Source organism: Stappia sp. (genome assembly GCF_048268045.1).
Taxonomy (GTDB): Bacteria; Pseudomonadota; Alphaproteobacteria; order Rhizobiales; family Stappiaceae; genus Stappia.
Genome location: NZ_JBLWWG010000006.1, coordinates 14,146 through 32,645, shown reverse-complemented (window position 1 = coordinate 32,645; position 18,500 = coordinate 14,146). Strand labels below are relative to the sequence as shown.

At 67.3% G+C, this 18,500-nt stretch carries 14 protein-coding genes; 4 read left to right on the top strand and 10 right to left on the bottom strand.

What is annotated here, in order from left to right; translation table 11 throughout:
• Window positions 1-32: 32 nt before the first annotated feature.
• From ACN0WF_RS11050 to ACN0WF_RS11035, 4 genes are all read right to left on the bottom strand, one after another.
• Window positions 33-1,850 (bottom strand): sensor histidine kinase, encoded by a 1,818-nt coding sequence (locus ACN0WF_RS11050; protein WP_417772876.1) that lies wholly within the window; start codon window positions 1,848-1,850, stop codon window positions 33-35.
• Between the two features lie 69 nt (window positions 1,851-1,919).
• Window positions 1,920-3,560, bottom strand: a complete 1,641-nt coding sequence (locus ACN0WF_RS11045) for a GMC family oxidoreductase (protein ID WP_417772875.1) — start codon at window positions 3,558-3,560, stop codon at window positions 1,920-1,922.
• An 89-nt stretch (window positions 3,561-3,649) separates the two neighbouring features.
• Complete coding sequence (locus ACN0WF_RS11040; RefSeq protein WP_417772874.1) at window positions 3,650-4,387, bottom strand: tellurite resistance TerB family protein; 738 nt, start codon at window positions 4,385-4,387, stop codon at window positions 3,650-3,652.
• Between the two features lie 101 nt (window positions 4,388-4,488).
• Window positions 4,489-4,965 carry an Lrp/AsnC family transcriptional regulator gene (locus ACN0WF_RS11035; protein ID WP_417772873.1) on the bottom strand — a complete coding sequence of 159 codons (477 nt, stop codon included), beginning with the start codon at window positions 4,963-4,965 and terminating at the stop codon, window positions 4,489-4,491.
• A gap of 166 nt (window positions 4,966-5,131) precedes the next feature.
• Between ACN0WF_RS11035 and hppD the strand changes: the two genes are divergently transcribed.
• The gene (gene hppD / locus ACN0WF_RS11030) at window positions 5,132-6,244 is read left to right on the top strand and encodes a 4-hydroxyphenylpyruvate dioxygenase (protein ID WP_417772872.1); all 1,113 of its coding nucleotides are present in this window, start codon (window positions 5,132-5,134) and stop codon (window positions 6,242-6,244) included.
• 103 nt (window positions 6,245-6,347) lie between these two features.
• Here hppD and ACN0WF_RS11025 read toward each other — a convergent pair whose 3' ends face one another.
• The 6 genes from ACN0WF_RS11025 to xylF form a co-directional block, all read right to left on the bottom strand.
• Window positions 6,348-7,742, bottom strand: a complete 1,395-nt coding sequence (locus tag ACN0WF_RS11025) for an alpha,alpha-trehalose-phosphate synthase (UDP-forming) (RefSeq protein ID WP_417772871.1) — start codon at window positions 7,740-7,742, stop codon at window positions 6,348-6,350.
• Between the two features lie 199 nt (window positions 7,743-7,941).
• Window positions 7,942-9,753, bottom strand: coding sequence for a glycoside hydrolase family 15 protein (locus tag ACN0WF_RS11020; RefSeq protein WP_417772870.1), 1,812 nt, complete (start codon window positions 9,751-9,753; stop codon window positions 7,942-7,944).
• Complete coding sequence (gene otsB / locus ACN0WF_RS11015) at window positions 9,750-10,529, bottom strand: trehalose-phosphatase (protein ID WP_417772869.1); 780 nt, start codon at window positions 10,527-10,529, stop codon at window positions 9,750-9,752. Before otsB ends, ACN0WF_RS11020 begins: the two co-directional genes overlap by 4 nt.
• Window positions 10,530-10,588: 59 nt before the next feature.
• Complete coding sequence (locus ACN0WF_RS11010) at window positions 10,589-11,353, bottom strand: ATP-binding cassette domain-containing protein (RefSeq protein WP_417773121.1); 765 nt, start codon at window positions 11,351-11,353, stop codon at window positions 10,589-10,591.
• Between the two features lie 24 nt (window positions 11,354-11,377).
• The gene (locus ACN0WF_RS11005; protein WP_417772868.1) at window positions 11,378-12,673 is read right to left on the bottom strand and encodes a sugar ABC transporter permease; all 1,296 of its coding nucleotides are present in this window, start codon (window positions 12,671-12,673) and stop codon (window positions 11,378-11,380) included.
• Between the two features lie 125 nt (window positions 12,674-12,798).
• Window positions 12,799-13,833 (bottom strand): D-xylose ABC transporter substrate-binding protein, encoded by a 1,035-nt coding sequence (gene xylF, locus ACN0WF_RS11000; protein ID WP_417772867.1) that lies wholly within the window; start codon window positions 13,831-13,833, stop codon window positions 12,799-12,801.
• A gap of 303 nt (window positions 13,834-14,136) precedes the next feature.
• Here xylF and ACN0WF_RS10995 point away from each other — a divergent pair, with 303 nt between their 5' ends.
• Genes ACN0WF_RS10995 through ACN0WF_RS10985 form a run of 3 tightly spaced genes read left to right on the top strand, consistent with a single transcriptional unit; the run spans window position 14,137 to window position 18,496 of the window.
• Window positions 14,137-15,387, top strand: a complete 1,251-nt coding sequence (locus ACN0WF_RS10995; RefSeq protein ID WP_417772866.1) for an ROK family protein — start codon at window positions 14,137-14,139, stop codon at window positions 15,385-15,387.
• Window positions 15,388-15,431: 44 nt separating this feature from the next.
• Complete coding sequence (locus ACN0WF_RS10990) at window positions 15,432-16,835, top strand: di-heme oxidoredictase family protein (RefSeq protein WP_417772865.1); 1,404 nt, start codon at window positions 15,432-15,434, stop codon at window positions 16,833-16,835.
• Window positions 16,832-18,496, top strand: coding sequence for a CRTAC1 family protein (locus tag ACN0WF_RS10985; protein WP_417772864.1), 1,665 nt, complete (start codon window positions 16,832-16,834; stop codon window positions 18,494-18,496). Before ACN0WF_RS10990 ends, ACN0WF_RS10985 begins: the two co-directional genes overlap by 4 nt.
• The last annotated feature ends 4 nt before the right edge of the window (window positions 18,497-18,500 follow it).

Below are 18,500 nucleotides of genomic sequence, written 5' to 3'. Positions count from 1 at the left end.
CCACCCGCCCGCGCCGTGTTCGCGAGCCCGCCCTACTCGGCCGCGCTGCGCCGCTCGCCCGCGAGCGGCAGGCGCACCGTAAACAGCGCCCCGCCCCCCTCGGCGGCCGTCACCGCGAGCGTGCCGGAAAAGTCGTGGACGATCTTGTAGGCGATGGACAGCCCAAGTCCCAGCCCCTTGCCGACATCCTTGGTCGTGAAGAAGGGGTCGAAGACGGAGGTCAGAAGCTCCTCGGCGATCCCCGGACCATTGTCGCGCACCTCGATCACCACCTGACCATCGCGTGCCTGCGCGCTGAGAACAACCACACCGTCGGCGCGCCCCTCGACCGCGTCGAGCGCATTGGCGACGAGGTTGAGGATCACCTGTTCGAGCCGCACATGACCGCCGAGGATCATCAGATCCGGATCGACGGGCCGGACCTCGACGCGGGCGCCCGACTGCTTGCGCTTCGGCGACAGCAGCATCAAGGTCTCGTCGATCACCGGCTTGACCGGCGTCGGCTTCAACTCGACCCCGGCACGTCGGCTGAAGCCCTTGAGAACCCGCGAGATCTCGGCCATGCGCTCGACCATGGCGATGATCCGTTCAAGCCCCGCGGCGGCGCGCTCCGGCTTGTCGCGCTCGATGAACAGCTTGGCGTTGTCGGCCGTGGAGCGGATCGCGGCGAGCGGCTGATTGAACTCATGCGACAGCGCCGCCGACATCTGGCCGAGCGTCGCCATCTTCGCCGCCTGCACGAGATCCGCCTGCATCAGCCGCAGCTCCGCTTCCGCTGCCTCACGCTCGCACACCTCACGGGCAAGATCGGCATTGGCCTTTGACAGATCGCGGGTGCGCGAGCGCACCCGGCGCTCGAGCCGCAGCGCGGAGAGCCTGTCCTCGCGCATGCGCCTGAGCGCGGCCTGCCGGCGGTCGGCGGCAATCCAGGCCGTGCCGCTCAACAGCAGGCAGGCGAGAATGGCGATCGCCGTCGCCTTCTGAGTCTGGGAGCGGGCATCGGAAGTGTCGGCGAAGGCGGCGATATGCCAGTCGAGAACCGGCAGGCTGCGCTGCACCATCAGATAAGGGCCGTGCTGCTCTTCGCCGCGAAAGCGCACCAACGCCTGCGCCCCGCGGACCGGGGCGTCCGCTGCCTCCGGGCTTCCGACCGGCGCCGGCTGCAGGCGGGACGGCACGTCGCGCGCATCGATCCGCCCCGCCAACGCCCGGCCGCGCCAGTCGGCGCGGTTGGAGGCGACGATCCGCCCCTCCGCATCAAAGGCAACGATGGGGGCGGCTGTCAGCGCCCAGGCCTGCTCGACCTCGGCAAGGCTGATGCGCACCGCGACGACGCCGACAACGCCCGTCCGGTCGCGTACGGCGGAGGCGAACACGTAGCTTCCCGGCATGCTGGCGGTGCCGGACTTGTACGCCCGGCCGAGCCGCCCCTGCAGTGCCTCCGCGAAGGGCACGAGGCCGATGTCATGCGGATAATCGAGGGCAAGACGCGGCACCAGGTGGCTGGAGGCGATGAGCCCGCCGTCCCGGTCGAAGAAAGCGACCTCGCCGGCGCCCGCCATGCCGGCGGCGATGGCCGCGGTGCGCTCGCCCGAGGCCCCATCACGCTCGACGATAAGCGCGCGCACATCCGGCCGCAGCGCCAGGATCGGCGGCAGCAGGCGGAACTTGTCAAGCTGTCGCTCGAGCGTCGCGGACTGGACGGAAAGGATCGCCTCGGCACGGGTCGCGACTTCGGCCCCAAACAGCCGGCCGGTCACCGCCCAGGTGATCCAGCCGACCAGCACCGTCGCCGGCAGAGCGATGCAGACCACCAGCACATGGGCCACGTTGCGGCGCGCTTTGCGCATCAGCCTGGCTTTCACCGCCCTGCCCCTTTCGTCCCGCCCGGGTGCTGGGAGCCGACGCCGGCTCCCGCCTCAATCGCCTGCGGCAACCTTGAGCGACGCGTCGCCGGCAATCCTGTCGGCGCGGATCATGGCGGCGGCCTTCTCGGCGATCATCATGGTCGGCGCGGCCGTGTTGCCGGAGGTGATCGTCGGCATCACCGAGGCATCGGCGACGCGAAGACCGGCGACGCCGCGCAGCCGCAGCCGCTCGTCGACCACCGAGGCATCGTCGATGCCCATCCGGCAGGTGCCCACGGGATGGAAGATTGTCGTGCCGATGTCGCCGGCGGCCCGCGCCAGATCCTCCTCGCTCCGCACGAGCGGACCGGGCAGATGCTCGACCGGCGAGAAGGGGCGCATGGCCTCGCTCGCCATCACCTGCCGCGCAAGACGGATGCTGTCGGCGGCAACCTTGCGGTCGCCCTCGGTCGCCAGATAGTTCGGCCTGATCTCCGGGCGGATCTCCGGTCCCGGGCCCGTGACATGGACGCTGCCACGGCTTTCCGGCCTCAGGTTGCAGACGCTGAGCGTGATCGCCGGGAACGGATGGAGGGGGTCGCCGAACTTGTCGAGAGACAGCGGCTGGACATGAAACTCCACGTTTGCCGTCTCGAAGGCCGGATCGGATCTGGCGAAGACACCGAGCTGGGAGGGCGCCATCGACATCGGCCCCGAGCGGGTCAACGCATATTCGAGCGCGATGCGCGCCTTGCCGACAAGCGAGCCGGCGCGCTCGTTGAGCGTCACCGCGTTCTCCACCTTGAAGACGGTACGGATCTGCAAGTGATCCTGAAGATTGGCGCCGACGCCGGCGGCCTCGACGCGAACGTCGATGCCGTGTTTCGAAAGCACCTTCGGGTCGCCGATACCGGAGTGCTCGAGAAGCTGCGGCGATCCGATGGCCCCGGCTGCAAGCACGATCTCGCCGCGCGCCCGCGCCACCGAGGGCACACCGTCGACGGCAAGCTCGACGGCACGCGCACGCCCGCCTTCCAGCACGATGCGGTGCGCTTCCGCCTTGGTCACGATCCGCAGGTTGGGACGGTCGGCGACCGGCTTCAGAAAGCCCTTGGCCGCCGTCCAGCGCACGCCGCCGCGCTGCGTCACCTGGAAATAGGAGGACCCGAAATTGTCGCCCCGGTTGAAATCGGGGATCTTGGGAATGCCGATTTCCTCGCAGGCATCGCGCACCGCATCAAGGATGTCCCAAGAGAGCCGCTGCTCCTCCACCCGGCATTCGCCGCCGCGCGCATGAACGCCGTCATCGAGGCTGTAGTGATCCTCCGCCTTGCGGAACAGCGGCAGCACATCGTCCCAGCCCCAGCCCGCAAGCCCCATCTGGCGCCAGCCGTCGTAATCGCGCGCCTGGCCGCGCATGTAGATCATGCCGTTGATCGCCGAGCAGCCGCCGAGTACCCGGCCGCGCGGATAGGACAGCGACCGGCCGTTAAGCCCCGGCTCGGGCGCCGTCTTGAAACCCCAGTCGGTGCGCGGGTTGCCCATGCAGTAGAGATAACCGACCGGGATGTGAATCCACAGGTAGTCGTCCTTGCCGCCAGCTTCCAGCAGCAGCACCTTCATGTCCGGATCCGCGGACAGCCGGTTGGCCAGCACACAGCCTGCCGAACCGGCGCCAACGATCACGTAGTCCCACTCGCCCAGATCCTGCATCGTTCCTCCGCCGCCCCAACAAGGGGGCCTTTTTGACGGAACGATGCCCCGCGCATCGCCTCATGGCAAGAGCGGGGCGGAAACCTGCCTCAGGCCTGCGCCTCGCGCACGGCCAAATCCACCTCCGCGACGAGGTCGGGCTCGATGCCAAGACGCGCGGCGAGCATGTCGAGATAGGCCTTTTCCGCCGGATGGTCCGGGTCGACCGCCAGACGCGAGGCGGCGTAGATCTCGAGCGCGGTCTCGGGCGTGCGGGCAGCGGCCACCACCTTGTCGATATCGAGCGGCGCGCGCAATTCGTCCATCAGGAAGGCCTTGGCGTCGGAATCGAGCCCCGCCTCGTCGATCTTGTCGAAGATGCGCGCCTGTTCCTCGGCGTCGATGTGCCCGTCCGCCTTGGCGGCCGCGATCATCGCCGTCAGCAGCGAAACGGCGAAACCGTGCTCGCCGCCTGGCGCCCGCGCTGGGTCGAAAGACGTGCCGCGCGGAGCCTCCAGCGCCTCCGGCGCATCCGCCGGATAGGCCGGACGCGCACCTCCGTCCTGATTGGCGCGATAACCCTGATAGGCCTTGTAGGCAAGGCCGGCGACAAGCGCCATGCTGCCATAGGTCAGCGCCTTCTTGCCGACCTTGCGGCCCGTCTTGGAGCCGAGCAGGAGGCCTGCGAGGCCGCCCAGCGCCAGACCGCCGCCCTGCGATGAGAGGAAATCCCGCCCACGTCCCATCAGGTCGTCCGACGCGCGGCCGGAGGCTGCGCCCTGCCCCGAGCCGCGCGCCTGTGCGCCGGCGCCGAGAAACTGGTCGAGAAGGGATTTCGCATCGAACATCTGGCACGCTCCTGGATCTTGCGTCGAATGGCTCGCAAGGGAGATGGGGAGAGCCGGGCTCCGGCGCAAGCGCCCGCACGCGGCACCTGCCCGGGGTGGTCCTAGCCGTCAGCCGTGCGAAATGGCAGGCGGTTGTCGTCCTTCAGAGTTTCCATGGCGATAGAGGAACGCACGTTGCGCACGGAGTCATGCGGCAACAGCTCATCATTGATGAAGCGCGACAGCGCCGGGAGGTCGGTGACAGCAACCTTCAGCATGTAATCGACATCGCCGGTCAGGGCGTGCGCCTCCTGAACCTCGGGCAGCGCGCGCACGAGCTCGCGAAAGCGGCGCGCGTTCTGCCGGCTGTGCGCCTGGAGCGCGACGCCGACATAGGCGATGACCGAGAAGCCGACCGCGCCCGCGTCGAGGTCGGCCCTGTAGCGACGGATGACGCCGGCCTGCTCGAGCCGTTGTCGCCGGCGCGACACCTGGGAAGCCGAAAGCCCGATACGCTCGCCAAGCTGCTGGTTGGTCAGACCGGCATCATCCTGCAGGAATGTCAGAAGCCTTGTATCGAACTGATCCAGATCACTCATCGCACGCACCCAACCCATCTACCATGCACGTTTCTTGCAAGTCCTATCACTGAAGCTCGCACTTTGCACACACCTTGCATGCGGGCGGGCGCATACTGGTCCTCACGGACCGGGCAACGCCCGGTCATCGCCGCAGACACATGCGACAGCATTCGAGGAGGACTTCATGGGACCGTTTCCGCACGACGCACCGCCGGCAAAGATCACGCAGGAGAACCCGGCCGGCACCGACGGCTTCGAGTTCGTCGAGTTCGCCCACCCCGAGCCGGAGAAGCTCGACGCGCTGTTCCGCCGCATGGGCTACGTGCCCGTCGCCCGTCATCGCGACAAGGCGATCACGCTCTACCGCCAGGGAGATGTGACCTATGTGCTCAACGCCGAGCCCGGTTCGCACGGCATGCGCTTCGTCGACGAGCACGGCCCCTGCGCCCCCTCCATGGCCTGGCGCGTCGTCGACGCGAAACACGCCTTTGACCACGCGGTCTCGCTCGGCGCGTCGCCCTATGAGGGAGAGGACAAGGTCCTCGATGTCCCCGCCATCGTCGGCATCGGCGGTTCGCTGATCTATTTCGTCGAAACCTACGGCGCGGCGGGTTCGGCCTATGACGCAGACTTCGAGTGGACGGGCGAGCGCAACCCGACGCCGAAGGGCGTCGGCTTCTATTATCTCGACCACCTGACCCACAACGTCTTTCGCGGCAACATGGACAAGTGGTGGGACTTCTACCGGGATCTCTTCAACTTCTCGCAGATCCATTATTTCGACATCGACGGGCGCATTACCGGCCTCGTCAGCCGCGCCATCACCTCGCCGTGCGGCAAGATCCGCATCCCGCTGAACGAGTCCAAGGACGACACCAGCCAGATCGAGGAATACCTCAGGAAGTACAAGGGCGAAGGCATCCAGCACATCGCCGTTGGCACCGACGACATCTACAATGCCACCGATCTTCTCGCCGACAACGGCCTGAAGTTCATGCCCGGTCCGCCGGACACCTACTACGAGATGTCCCGCGACCGGGTGCACGGCCACGACGAGCCCATCGAGCGGATGAAGAAGCACGGCATCCTGATCGACGGCGAGGGCGTGGTGAACGGCGGCATGACCAAGATCCTGCTGCAGATCTTCTCCAAGACCGTCATCGGCCCGATCTTCTTCGAGTTCATCCAGCGCAAGGGCGACGAGGGCTTCGGCGAAGGCAACTTCCGCGCCCTGTTCGAATCCATCGAGGAAGACCAGATCCGTCGCGGTGTCCTCAAGACCGACGCGGCCGAATAGGTCCTTCACCGCCCGCTTGCGGCACGGTGCCCCGTCGCGAAGCCGCGGCGGGGCATTTTTTATCACCCGGCTTTCATTGACCCGCCGGGACCGGCCGGCCTTCTCACACGGCCTTCACCGCCTGCCGCTCGACGCCGCCCAGCGTCGCGATGAAGCTTCGCGACCATGCGGCGGCATCTTCCCGGCAAAGCCGGTCGAAGATCGCCTGCCAGCGATGGCGGCGCTCGTCGAGCGGCATGTTGAGCGCGGTCTGCAGGCTCGAGGCGACGCCTTCGGCCGAATGCGGATTGACGATCAACGCTTCCGGCATGCCCTCGGCCGCGCCGGCAAAGCGCGACAGCACCACAACGCCCGGATCCTCCGCCCGCTGTGCGGCGACATATTCCTTGGCGACAAGGTTCATGCCGTCGCGCAAGGGGGTGACCAGCGCGACCTTGCTTGCGCGGTAGACGCCAGCGAGCGAACGCCGCGTGAAGGAGCGGGTCATGTAGCGGATCGGCACCCAGTCGAGATCGGCGAAGCGGCCATTGATGTGGCCGGTCAGCTCCTCCAGTTCGCGGCGGATGTCGGCATAGGCGTCGAGCTCCGAACGTGACGGCGGGGCGACCTGCATCAGGCTCACCCGCCCGCGGTTCTCGGGGTAGTCCTCCAGCAGCCGCTCGAACGCACGGAAGCGCTCCGGCAGCCCCTTCGAATAGTCAATCCGGTCGACGCCGATGATCTGCGAGCGGCCGTTGAGCAGCTTTTCGGTGCGCGACACCGCACGACGCGCGTCTGGTGTCGTCGCCATGCGGGCAAAGCCGGCCGCGTCGATACCGATCGGGAAGGCCCGGGCGATGACCTTGCGCCCGCCGATGGCAAGCTCGCCGTCGCCGCTTTCGACCGCGCCCAGTTCCTCCGCCGCGAACCGCCGGAAGTTGGACGCGTCCCGCTTCGACTGAAAGCCGATCACGTCATAGGCAAGCATCCGGCGGACAAGCGTTGCGGCACTCGGCAAGCCGGCGAGCACTTCGGGTGCGGGAAAGGGAATGTGCAGGAAGAAACCGATCGGATTGGCCAGGTCCATTGCCCTGAGTTCGGCGGCAAGCGTCATGAAGTGATAGTCGTGCACCCAGATCATGTCGTCCGGCTTGAGCAGCGGCCGCAGGCGCACCGCGAAACGCTCGTTCACCCGCCGATAGCCCTCCTCCGCCCGCCGGTCGAACACCGCAAGATCGAGACGGTAGTGCAGCACCGGCCAGAGCGTCTTGTTGGCGAACCCGACGTAGAACTCATCGTAGTCCGCCTGGGTCATGTCGACGGTGCGCATCGCCACCTTGCGGGTGCCGCCCTCCTTGAGGTTGGCGAAGGTGCCTTCCTCGGAGATCTCTCCGCTCCAGCCGAACCAGAGCCCTCCCGTCTCGGTCAGCGCGTCGACCAGCGCCACCGCCAGCCCTCCCGCCCGGCCTGTATCCTTCAGCGGGCCGACACGGTTCGAGACGACGACAAGACGCGACATGCTGGTTCCTCCAGACGGGCTGATGCGGGCGGGCTGCGGCCGCTCACGCCCCCGCGGGACGGAGGGCGGGATCGGACGCACTCGTCATGGCGACGGCGGACCGCACGCCTGCGGTGCGGCGCAGACCGCTTCGTGGCAACAACGTCGACACCGAGGCTCCGGTTCCAGCGCGCCGCTTCCCGGGCGCGGGTCCCGTGCCTCAGACGAGATCTTCCCAGCGCCGCGAGAGCCGGACCGCGCCATTGATGATGCCGACCATCGAATAGGTCTGCGGAAAGTTGCCCCACATTTCGCCCGTGGCGGGCGAGGTGTCCTCCGACAGCAGCCCGACATGGTTGCGACAGGACAACATCGTCTCGTAGATCTCTCGCGCTTCCTCCTTGCGACCGATCCGCGCCAGCGCATCGATGTACCAGAAGGTGCAGATGTTGAAGGCGTTCTCCGGCGCTCCGAAATCATCGGCGGCGTGGTAGCGGAACAGGTGGTTGCCGCGCCGCAGGCTTTCGCCGATCCGCTCGACCGTTGCGACGAAGCGCGGGTCCTTCGGTGGCAGAAAGCCGACCTCGGCGATGAGCAGCAGGCTGGCGTCGAGATCGTGCCCCTCGAAACTCTCCACGAAGGCGCCGACCTTGTCGTTCCAACCGCGCGCGAGGATCGTTGCGTGGATCTCGTCGGCGCGTGCCCGCCAGCGCGCGGCCCGCTCCGTCAGCCCGAACTGCAGCGCGATCTTGGCAAGCCTGTCGCAAGCGGCCCAGCACATCAGCGACGACGAAGTGTGGATGCGCGCGCGCGTGCGCAGCTCCCACAATCCGGCGTCCGGCTGGTCATGCATGGCAAAGGCCCGCTCGCCGATCACCTCGAGCCGCTCGAAGTCGTCGATGCCCGGTTGATGCAGCAGTCGCTTGTCGAAAAACGCCTGGGAGGCGCCGAGCACGATGTTGCCGTAGACGTCGTGCTGGAAATGCTCATAGGCCTGATTGCCGACGCGCACCGGCCCCATGTCACGATACCCCGGCAGGTCGACGGTCGTTTCCACCAGCGTCTTTTCCAGCGCGATGCCCCACAGCGGCTGAACGTGGCTGCCGTTTGTCATGGAAGCGATATTATTGATGTAACGGAGATAATTCTCCATCGTCTCCATTTCGGAGAGCGAATTCAGCGCCCGCACGACAAAGAACGCATCGCGCAGCCAGCAGTAGCGGTAGTCCCAGTTGCGCTGCGTGTTCGCGGCCTCCGGGATGGACGTGGTGACGGCGGCGACAATCGCCCCGGTTTCCTCGAAGGTGCAGAGCTTCAGCGTGATCGCCGCGCGTATCACCGCTTCCTGATACTCGAGCGGCAGGCCAAGCCGGCGCGTCCATGCACGCCAGTGGTGCACCGTCTCGTCCTCGAACTCCCGGCATATCGCCTCCGGGTGATGCGTCAGGCTTTCATCCGGGCCGAGATAGAATGAAACGGGAGCATCGAGAAGGAAGGCCGTCTCGTCGCGCACATAGGTGATCGAGGCATTGGTCGTCAGCCGCAACGCCATGCCGTTGCCGACGAAGCGCATGTGGTTCGAGCCGAAGGTCATCTCCGGATCGCGCGTGCCGTAGCCGAACCGCGGCCGGCAGCGCACGCGAACGCGCGGGTGGCCGGCGATCGGGCGCACCCGGCGCACGATGGCGTTGGGACGAAACATCCGCCCCTTGGTCTGGAACCGCGGCGCGAAATCTGAAATCTCGATGCCGTTGCCGGCCTCGTCGAACAGGCGCGTCACGACGACGGCGGTGTTTTCCAGGTATTCCTGTTCGCTGCGGACCGTCCCCGGAAGCTCGATGGCGAAGGCCCCGTCGCCGGGCTCCCCGCGCGTGCCGAGCAGCGCGTGGAACACCGGGTCGCCGTCGAAACGCGGCAGGCAGCACCAGACGATCCGCGCCATCTTGTCGATCAACGCGGCGAAAGAACAATTGCCGATCATCGCCAGATCGAGCGACTGGGATCCGGCGGACATTGCGGCGGTGTCGGTCATTCGGACGGGCTCCGGCGATGAACGTGGGAGGAGATGTCGAGCGCCAGCCAGTCATGTACCCCGGCGACGTCGGAGATGCGGAAGCGCGCGCAACTGTCGGCCTCGCCGACCTTGATGCCGAAGCCGCCCACGGCCTCGACCGCGCGCAATCCGTCCTCGTCGGTCACATCGTCGCCAATGAAGACCGGCGTCCGCCCGCGAAACGGGGCCAACTCCATGAAGCGGGACACAGCCCATCCCTTGTCGCGATGAGCGGGCTTGGCCTCGACGACCATCTTGCCGTGGATGAGGTGAAGGTCGGGCAAGGCACCCACCGCCTCCTCCATCACCTCCACGACCGCCCGTTCGCAGTCTGGCGCAATGCGGTAGTGAACGGCCAGCGCCGCGCCCTTGTCCTCGATGGAAACGCCACGACCGAGCAGGCCGCTACCCTCGAGTGCGGCCTTGAGCGTGGCCAGCTCCGGCCCCACCGGCGTGCGCACGACCTCGTCGTCGGGAAGGAACCGGGTCTCGAGCCCGTGCAGCCCGGCGCAGGGCAGCCGCAGCGGCGCGAGAAACGCGTCGATCTCGTGGATGGGACGCCCGCTGACGATGGCCACCGCGCCGTCCAGGTGGTCGATCAGGTGCCGGAGATGGCCAATCATCGACGGTGAGGGAGAAACCGCATCCGGCGTCGGGGCGATCTCCACCAGCGTTCCGTCGAAATCGAGGAACAACGCGAAATCGTCGGAGACGGGTGGCGGCGCGTTCATGACCTCAAGCTTAGGGGAACTCATGCAGGATGAGAACCCATGAAGAAAAAAGTCACGCTAGCTGAGCACGATCCCGCACCGCGTCATGCAACGGAGCGCTCGACGAAGGCGCCTGGCCCCGGCGTCGCGCCCTCGGGACACTTTCCAAGGATGATCATGCCGAGCACCTCGTCCTTGGTCACGTCCTGCGTGCGCGCCGAGCCGACAAGCTGGCCGTTCTTCATCACCGCAACCCGGTCGGCGAGGTCGAACACATCGTGAATATCGTGACTGATCAGGAAGATACCGAGGCCCTGCTTCTTGAGCTCCTGGATCAGTTCGGAGACCATCTGGGTCTCCTGGACCCCGAGCGCGGCCGTCGGCTCGTCCATGATGAGGATGCGCGCGTTGAAATAGACGGCCCGCGCGATGGCCACCGACTGCCGCTGGCCGCCCGACAGCGCCTTCACCGGCGCCTGGAACTTCCTGAAATTCGGATTGAGCCTGCCCATGATCTTGCGGGTCTCGGCCTCCATCGCATCGTCATCGACGAAGCCGAGCGGCGAGACGAGCTCCCGGCCCAGGAAGAGGTTGGAGGCAGCATCAAGATTGTCCGCCAGCGCCAGCGTCTGGTAGATCGTCTCGATGTTGTGCTGGCGCGCGTCGCGCGGGCTCTGGATCGTCACCCGCGCGCCGTCGATCAGGATCTCGCCACTGTCGGCGCGATAGGCCCCCGAGAGAACCTTGATCAAGGTCGATTTGCCGGCGCCATTGTGGCCGAGCAACCCGACCACCTCTCCGGGAAAAAGGTCGATGCTGACGTTGTCGACCGCATGCACGCCGCCGAAGGAAATGCAGATGTCCTTCATCTGCACGAGGGGGGTCGCCATGGCTCAGTCTCCCGTGCGCTTGCGGTAGAGGATATCGACGAGCACCGCCACAACCAGCACCACGCCGACGACGATGTTCTGCAGCGGCGCATCGACGCCGACCATCGCCATGCCGGACTGGAGCGACTGCATGATCAGCGCGCCGAGAATGGCCCCGTAGATCGTGCCGAGGCCGCCCGACAGCGCCGTACCGCCGATCACCGCCGCGGCGATGACGCGCAATTCGTCCAGCGTGCCGATGTCGTTTGTCGAAAAGCCGAGACGCGCGGCCGCGACGGCGGCCGAGAGCGCGCACAACCCGCCCATGATGGCGAAGATCTTCACCGTCAGCAGCCGGGTGTTGATGCCCGAAAGCTCGGCCGCATCCGGATTGCCGCCGGCGGCGAAGATATAGCGGCCAAGCCGGGTGCGCCGCGCCACCACCGACATGCACACGGCGACGAGAATGAGCAGCAGCACCGAATAGGGCAGACCATAGGCCGCCGTGTAGCCTTCCGGCACCTCGAGCCCGCGCGCGGCAAAGTCGCGCCTGAGCACCCGGGAGGGCACTTCATAGGCGTTGAGAACGGCGATGAAACCGACGATTGAAGCGGCCACGATCGCCGCCAGCGTCGTCTCCGCCCACACCGGCTTGACCGGAAACCCGTGCCGGGCCTTGCGCCGGCGCGAGGCGATCTGCATGGCAAGCGCGGCGGCGACGGCGACAGCGGCGAAGGTCCATGACCAGGCCGCGCCCAGCGTGCCGCCGATGCCGCCGATCATGGTGAACCGCGCATCGAGCGGGCCGATGGTCTGGCCGTCGGTGATGAACCAGGCGGCGTTGCGCCATACCAGCAGGCCGCCGAGGGTCACGATGAACGCGGGAATGCCCAGGTAGCCAATCAGATAGCCCTGGAAGGCGCCGATCACGACGCCGACCGCGACGCCGGCCAGAATGGCGAGGATCCAGATCGCAGGATGGCCAAGGCCGAGACCGAACACATTGGGCAGCACCTGGGTCTGCACCATCGCCATCACCGCCGCGACGGTTGCCAGCAGCGAGCCCACCGACAGGTCGATGTGGCGGGTGACGATGACAAAGACCATGCCCGTTGCCATGATGGCGACGGACACGGTCTGGATCGTCAGGTTGAAGATGTTGCGCGGCGTCAGGAAATTTCCGCCTGTGAACACGTTGAACACCAGGCACAGGACGACGAACGCGCCGATCATCCCGAGCAGACGGGTGTCGATCTGAAGCGCGGAGAAAAGGGATCTGCGCGTCGGGGCCTTCGGCTCGGGCACCGCGGTATCTGACATGGGAAGCTCCTGCCTGGAGGCAATCACGCCTGTCGACGCTCACACCGGAGCGGCGGACATCGTCCGCCAGCGCGTGGGCGCTGCCCCGGCGAGGGCCGGAGCAGCGCTTTTCATCCGGTTCTGGCTCAGTTGCAGGGTGCCGGACCCTCGGTGACGCCCTGGCACAGCGCGTCCTTCGTGATCCAACCGGCATCGACGACCACCGAGAGGTTGTCCTTGGTGACCGGGATCGGCTTCAGGAAGCGCGCGGTCAGCTCCGTGCCGGCGGGCGATGTCCACTTGCCCGCGCCTTCGACGCTGTCCATCGTTCCGCCCTTGGCCAGAGACACGGCGATCTCGCCGGCCACCTTGCCGAGTTCGCGGGCGTCCTTCCACACGGACACGGTCTGCGTGCCCTTGGCAACGCGGTTGAGCGCGGCATGATCGCCGTCCTGGCCGGACACCGGGATGCCTTCCATGCCCTGCGCGGTCAGCGCCGCGACGACGCCGCCGGCGGTACCGTCATTGGAGGCGACAACCGCGTCGACCGCATTGTTGCTGGCGGTCAGGATCTGCTCCATGTTCCGCTGCGCGTTCGCCGGCAGCCAGCCGTCGGTATAGGCCTCGCCGACGATCTTGACCTTGCCCGCGTCGATGGCCGGCTGCAGGATCTCCTGCTGACCGCCGCGCAGGAAGTCGGCGTTGGGATCCGTAGGCGATCCCTTGATCATCACGTAGTTGCCCTCGGGAGCGGCCTTCAGCACCTCTCGGGCCTGCATGCGGCCGACCTCGACGTTGTCAAACGTCAGGTAGAAGGCGCGCCCGTCCTCGATCAGACGATCATAGCCGACGACCGGGATGCCCTCGTTGGCCGCCGCCTGGATGGCGGGGCCGATGGCCTGGGAATCCTGCGCCAGGATGATCAGCGCATCGACGCCCTGGGCGATCAGCGCCTCGACGTCGGAGAGCTGCTTGGCCGACGAACTCTGCGCATCGGCGGAAACGTATTTGGCGCCGGCGGCCTCAAGGGCGGACTTGATAGCGGCCTCATCCGTCTTCCAGCGCTCCTCCTGGAAGTTGGACCAGCTCACGCCGACGGTGATGTCCTGCGCCTGGACAGACGCGGACAAGGTCATCGCGGCGAACATCGCCCCGGCAAAAAGCGGAAAATAGCTGCGCATGTGTCTCTCCTCCCGTTCATCCCCGTTCAGCGGCAGCGCGAACGAAGGACGGCAATCTGTTGCTGACCAGCGCCCTCTCACACCAGTCGTGCAAACGTCCTATTGTTATTTTTTTTGACGTCCGAAAAAAAGTTGCTCCAATCGGACTGCACTGTCAACATGGTTTCGCGACACCGGGCGGCACCGTTTCTTGAACTTTCGTGTGAGAAACGATAATCGCCACCAAGACCCGGGCGTGCCGTCGCCTGGCAGCGCGAGCGATCCGGGTGGATGGCGAGGAGGACGCCAAAGCGCGGGATTTTCATGCACCAGAAGGCTGATCGCGACCAGATCCGGCGGCAAAACCGGTCGATCATCTTGCAGGCGCTGCGGCGCACCGGGACACGCGCCCGCATCGACCTCGGCCGCCAGACGCACCTGAGCCCGGCCACCGTCACGTCCATCACCTCCGACCTGATCGCCGAGAACATCGTCACCGGCGTCGAGGACACTGGCCAGAAGACAAAGGCGGCGCGTGGACGGCCGCGTGCATTGCTCAGCCTCAACGCCGACGCGGCCTGCGTGCTGGCGATCAAGATTTCCGTCAACACCATCGACCTGGCTCTCGTTGACTATCGCGGCCTGCGCATCGCTCGCGCCCGTGCGCTCTTCGACAGCGCGACGGCGACCGCCGAGGATTTCGGCCGCACGCTTGTCGCCGCGACACTGCGCTTTCTGGACGAAGACGCGCGCCGCGCGCGTCCGGCCATCGTCTCCGTCGCCGCGCAAGGCGTGGTCGACGACGCCGCCGGCACCGTCACATGGTCTCCGGCCTTCGTCGTACGCCACGTCCCGGTGGTCGGGCCACTGGTCGCCGCGCTCGGCGTTGCCTGCCGGCTGTCGAACGACACCAACATGATCGCCGAGGCACTTCATCGCAGCGACCCGGCGCGCTATGGCGGCACCTTCGCGGTCATCTTCATGGACTATGGCGTAGGCATGGGCCTTTTCGTCAACGACCGCCTGTTCGTCGGCGAGACGGGAGCGGCGGCGGAAATCGGCCATGCTAACCACATGCCCGGCGGGGCCTTGTGCCGCTGCGGACGACGGGGCTGCCTGGAGGCCTATCTCGCCGATTACGCCATCCAGCGCCATGCCCTGGGGCTCGACCCGGCCACACCGCCGGCCGACATTCCCATGCCCCCCGACACCATCGCACGGCTGATCGACGAGGCGGAACGCGGCAATGCCCGTGCACGCCAGGCGTTTGCCGCGGCCGGAGAGGCGCTCGGCTATGCCATCGCACGCCTCGTCGCCAGCCTCGACCCCGGGCGGATCGTCGTCACCGGCGGCGCGATACCCGCCTGGCCGCTGATACAAGCCTCCGTGCACGCCGCCCTTCGCGAAGCGCTGGTGGAGGACCTGCGCTGCCATGTGATCATCGAGCCCGTCGACTGGGAGGAGGACCTCGCCCTGCGCGGCACGGTGGCGCGCGGCCTGCACGAACTCGATACCCGGGTCTTTGCCGAACCGGCTGCCGCGACGACGGCGGCGACGCTGGAGGGAACGGCATGACGCGGGCGCGGTGCGAGGCGGGGGGGCCGACGAGGATGCAGGTCATGGCCTGCGCCCTGGCTCTCACAGCCTTTGCCGGGCCGCTGCGCGCCGACGACCCGCTCCCCTGGAGCGAGCGGCTTCTGGAAACCCCGCTTTCGCTCGAGGAGATCGCCCGCCTGCCACAGGACAAGGCACGCGCCCGCCTGACGGAGCGGGGTGAAAAGCTCTTCGTCGGCAAGTTCGTGCGCGAGGACGGGGTCGGTCGGCCCGAGGCCACGCAGGCGATCGTGCCGACCAGACGCCGCCGGCCGGCCGCGCTGGAGTTCCAGCGCCTCGCCGGCCCCGACGCCAACGCCTGCGCATCCTGCCACAACGAGCCTGTTGCCGGCGGCGCCGGCGCCTTCACCGCCAATGTCTTCGTCTCGGAAGGATTTGAAAGCGCCGACTTCGACACCATCGACCCGCAATTCTCCAACGAACGCGGCACCAACGCGCTTCAGGGCTCCGGGCTGATCGAACTGCTGGCGCGCGAGATGACCGTCGAGCTTCAGGATACCCGCGATGACGCCCTCGCCCGGGCGCGCGCCTCCGGCCGGCCGGTCGAGCGCGCGCTTGCCAGCAAGGGCGTCTCCTTCGGCGCGATCACCGCTCATCCCGACGGCAGCCTCGACATTGCCGGGATCGAGGGCATCGACCCGGATCTGGTTCTGCGCCCCTTTTCGCAAAAGGGTGTCTTCGGGTCGCTGCGCCAGTTCACGGTCAACGCGCTCAACCAGCATCACGGCATCCAGCCCGTCGAGCGTTTCGGCGCACAATGGACGGGAACCGACGATTTCGATGCCGATGGCTTCCCGGACGAAATCGGCGCGGGCGATGTCTCCGCGCTCGTTGTCTGGCAGGCGACCCTGCCCGCACCAACCCGCAAGACGGACCTGCCGGCAAGCTGGAGAGAGGCGGCCGGCAGGGGCGAGCGCCTCTTCGCCGAGATCGGCTGCGCCACCTGCCACAAGCCGGCCCTGCCGCTCAATTCGGCGGTGTTTCAGGATCCGGCACCCTTCGAGACGGCAGGAACCCTGCGCGGCGTCGATGTCGGAAAACCGCTTTCCATCGACCTGTCGCGCCTCGCCTTCGTCAAGGCGCTGCCGCGCGACGAGAGCGGAGCCATCCTTGTGCCGCTCTTCGGCGATCTCAAGCGCCACCGGATCGCCGATACGCGCAACCCGGCCTTCGGCAACGAATTGCTCGGCCAGCGTTTCGTTGACAGGGATGTGTTCATCACCGCCGAGCTGTGGGGCATTGGCTCAACTGCGCCCTACGGCCATCGCGGCGACCTGACGACGCTTGACGAGGCAATCCGCGCTCATGGCGGCGAGGCGTCGGAGGCGCGCTCCGCCTATGTCGGGCGCGCCGACAAGGAGCGGCAGGCGATCATCGCCTTCCTCCGCAGCCTGGAGATCGCCCGATGACGGCGCGCCGCTTCCTGCTTCTCGCAGCCCTGCTCGCGCTTTCCGGTGCACCGCTCCCCGCAGGCGCGGCGGAAGAAGCGTCGGAGCCGGCGCGCGCACCTGTCCCCCGCTTCGCGGAGGAGGCGGAACAGGCCGGCGTTTCGCATCGCTACGACGGCCCCTGGGAGTATTTCGTCGGCGGTGGCGCGGCGATCCTCGACTGCGACGGCGACCGCATGCCGGACCTCTTCCTGGCCGGCGGCGCGGGGCCGGCCGCCCTTTTCCGCAACACCGCGCACGCCGGCGGGCCACTCGCCTTCGAGCGCCGCGACCCCGGTGTTTCGGAAAAGCTGCTCACGAAGGTGACCGGCGCCTATCCGCTCGACATCGACAACGACGGTCTGATGGATCTCGTGCTGCTGCGCGTCGGCGAGAACATCCTTCTGCGCGGCACCGGGCAGTGTCGCTTCGAAGCGGCGAACCGGCGCTTCTCCTTCGATGGCGGACGCGGCTGGACCACAAGCTTCGCCGCGATCTTCGAACCAGGCTCCACCTTTCCAACGCTTGCCTTTGGAAACTATGTCGACCGCTCCGCCCCGGGCTCGCCCTGGGGCACCTGCGACGACAACGTGCTTCACCGCCCGCAAGGTGCAGACAGGCCGGACTATTCCCAGACCAACCGCCTGACGCCCGGCTATTGCGCGCTGTCCATGCTCTTCACCGACTGGAACCGTTCGGGCGAGCCGGCGCTGCGCGTCTCCAACGACCGCCACTATTATCGCGGCGGCGAGGAACAGCTCTGGGCGCTGCCGCCCGGGCGTCCGCCCCGCCCCTATCGCCGCGCCGACGGATGGCGACACCTCAAGATCTGGGGCATGGGCATCGCCAGCACCGACCTCGACGGCGATGGCCTGCCCGAGTTCGCCCTCACCAGCATGGGCGACACGAAGATCCAGACCATCGACCAGGAAGGCGACGATCTGCTGCCGGTCTATCGCGACATCGCCTTCGACCTCGGCGCGACGGCGCATCGCCCCTACACCGGCACCGACATGCGCCCCTCCACCGGCTGGCACGCGGAGTTTCAGGACGTCAACAACGACACGCTGACGGACCTCTTCATCGCCAAGGGAAATGTCGAGGCGATGCCGGACTTCGCCGCCTTCGATCCCGACAACCTGCTGATCCGGCAATGGTCGGGCCGTTTCGCCGAAGCCGGCAAGGACGCCGGCATCGGGCTCGACCGGCGCGGACGCGGCGCCGGCCTCGCCGATTTCAACATGGATGGTCTGCTCGATCTCGTCGTCGTCAACCGCGCCGCGCCGACAAGCCTGTTCCGCAATCTCGGTGGCGCGCATGCGGACGACCGCCCCGCCGTGCCGCTCGGCAACTGGCTGGCGGTTGGGCTCGCCCAGGACGGCGCGAACCGCAATGCGGTCGGGGCCAGGCTCAGCATCCGCGTCGGCGCGCGCAGCCTGACACGGGACATTGCCGTCGGAGGCGGTCATGCCTCGGGCCAGGCAGGCTTCGTCCACATCGGCCTCGGGGTCGCCGAACGTGCCGTCATCCGGGTGCGCTGGCCGGACGGATCCTGGAGCCACGGCTACCGCGTCTTCGCCAATCAGGCCGTTCTCATCGAGCGTGGCGCGGAAGCCGCTCGCCCTTGGTACCCTCCGAAGTAGGCCC

Bases quoted from the DNA above. Each gene is read 5' to 3' on its own strand.
- ACN0WF_RS11050 (WP_417772876.1), bottom strand. From the start codon at position 1,850: ATGCGCAAAGCGCGCCGCAACGTGGCCCATGTGCTGGTGGTCTGCATC.
- ACN0WF_RS11045 (WP_417772875.1), bottom strand. From the start codon at position 3,560: ATGCAGGATCTGGGCGAGTGGGACTACGTGATCGTTGGCGCCGGTTCG.
- ACN0WF_RS11040 (WP_417772874.1), bottom strand. From the start codon at position 4,387: ATGTTCGATGCGAAATCCCTTCTCGACCAGTTTCTCGGCGCCGGCGCA.
- ACN0WF_RS11035 (WP_417772873.1), bottom strand. From the start codon at position 4,965: ATGAGTGATCTGGATCAGTTCGATACAAGGCTTCTGACATTCCTGCAG.
- hppD (WP_417772872.1), top strand. From the start codon at position 5,132: ATGGGACCGTTTCCGCACGACGCACCGCCGGCAAAGATCACGCAGGAG.
- ACN0WF_RS11025 (WP_417772871.1), bottom strand. From the start codon at position 7,742: ATGTCGCGTCTTGTCGTCGTCTCGAACCGTGTCGGCCCGCTGAAGGAT.
- ACN0WF_RS11020 (WP_417772870.1), bottom strand. From the start codon at position 9,753: ATGACCGACACCGCCGCAATGTCCGCCGGATCCCAGTCGCTCGATCTG.
- otsB (WP_417772869.1), bottom strand. From the start codon at position 10,529: ATGAGTTCCCCTAAGCTTGAGGTCATGAACGCGCCGCCACCCGTCTCC.
- ACN0WF_RS11010 (WP_417773121.1), bottom strand. From the start codon at position 11,353: ATGAAGGACATCTGCATTTCCTTCGGCGGCGTGCATGCGGTCGACAAC.
- ACN0WF_RS11005 (WP_417772868.1), bottom strand. From the start codon at position 12,673: ATGTCAGATACCGCGGTGCCCGAGCCGAAGGCCCCGACGCGCAGATCC.
- xylF (WP_417772867.1), bottom strand. From the start codon at position 13,833: ATGCGCAGCTATTTTCCGCTTTTTGCCGGGGCGATGTTCGCCGCGATG.
- ACN0WF_RS10995 (WP_417772866.1), top strand. From the start codon at position 14,137: ATGCACCAGAAGGCTGATCGCGACCAGATCCGGCGGCAAAACCGGTCG.
- ACN0WF_RS10990 (WP_417772865.1), top strand. From the start codon at position 15,432: ATGGCCTGCGCCCTGGCTCTCACAGCCTTTGCCGGGCCGCTGCGCGCC.
- ACN0WF_RS10985 (WP_417772864.1), top strand. From the start codon at position 16,832: ATGACGGCGCGCCGCTTCCTGCTTCTCGCAGCCCTGCTCGCGCTTTCC.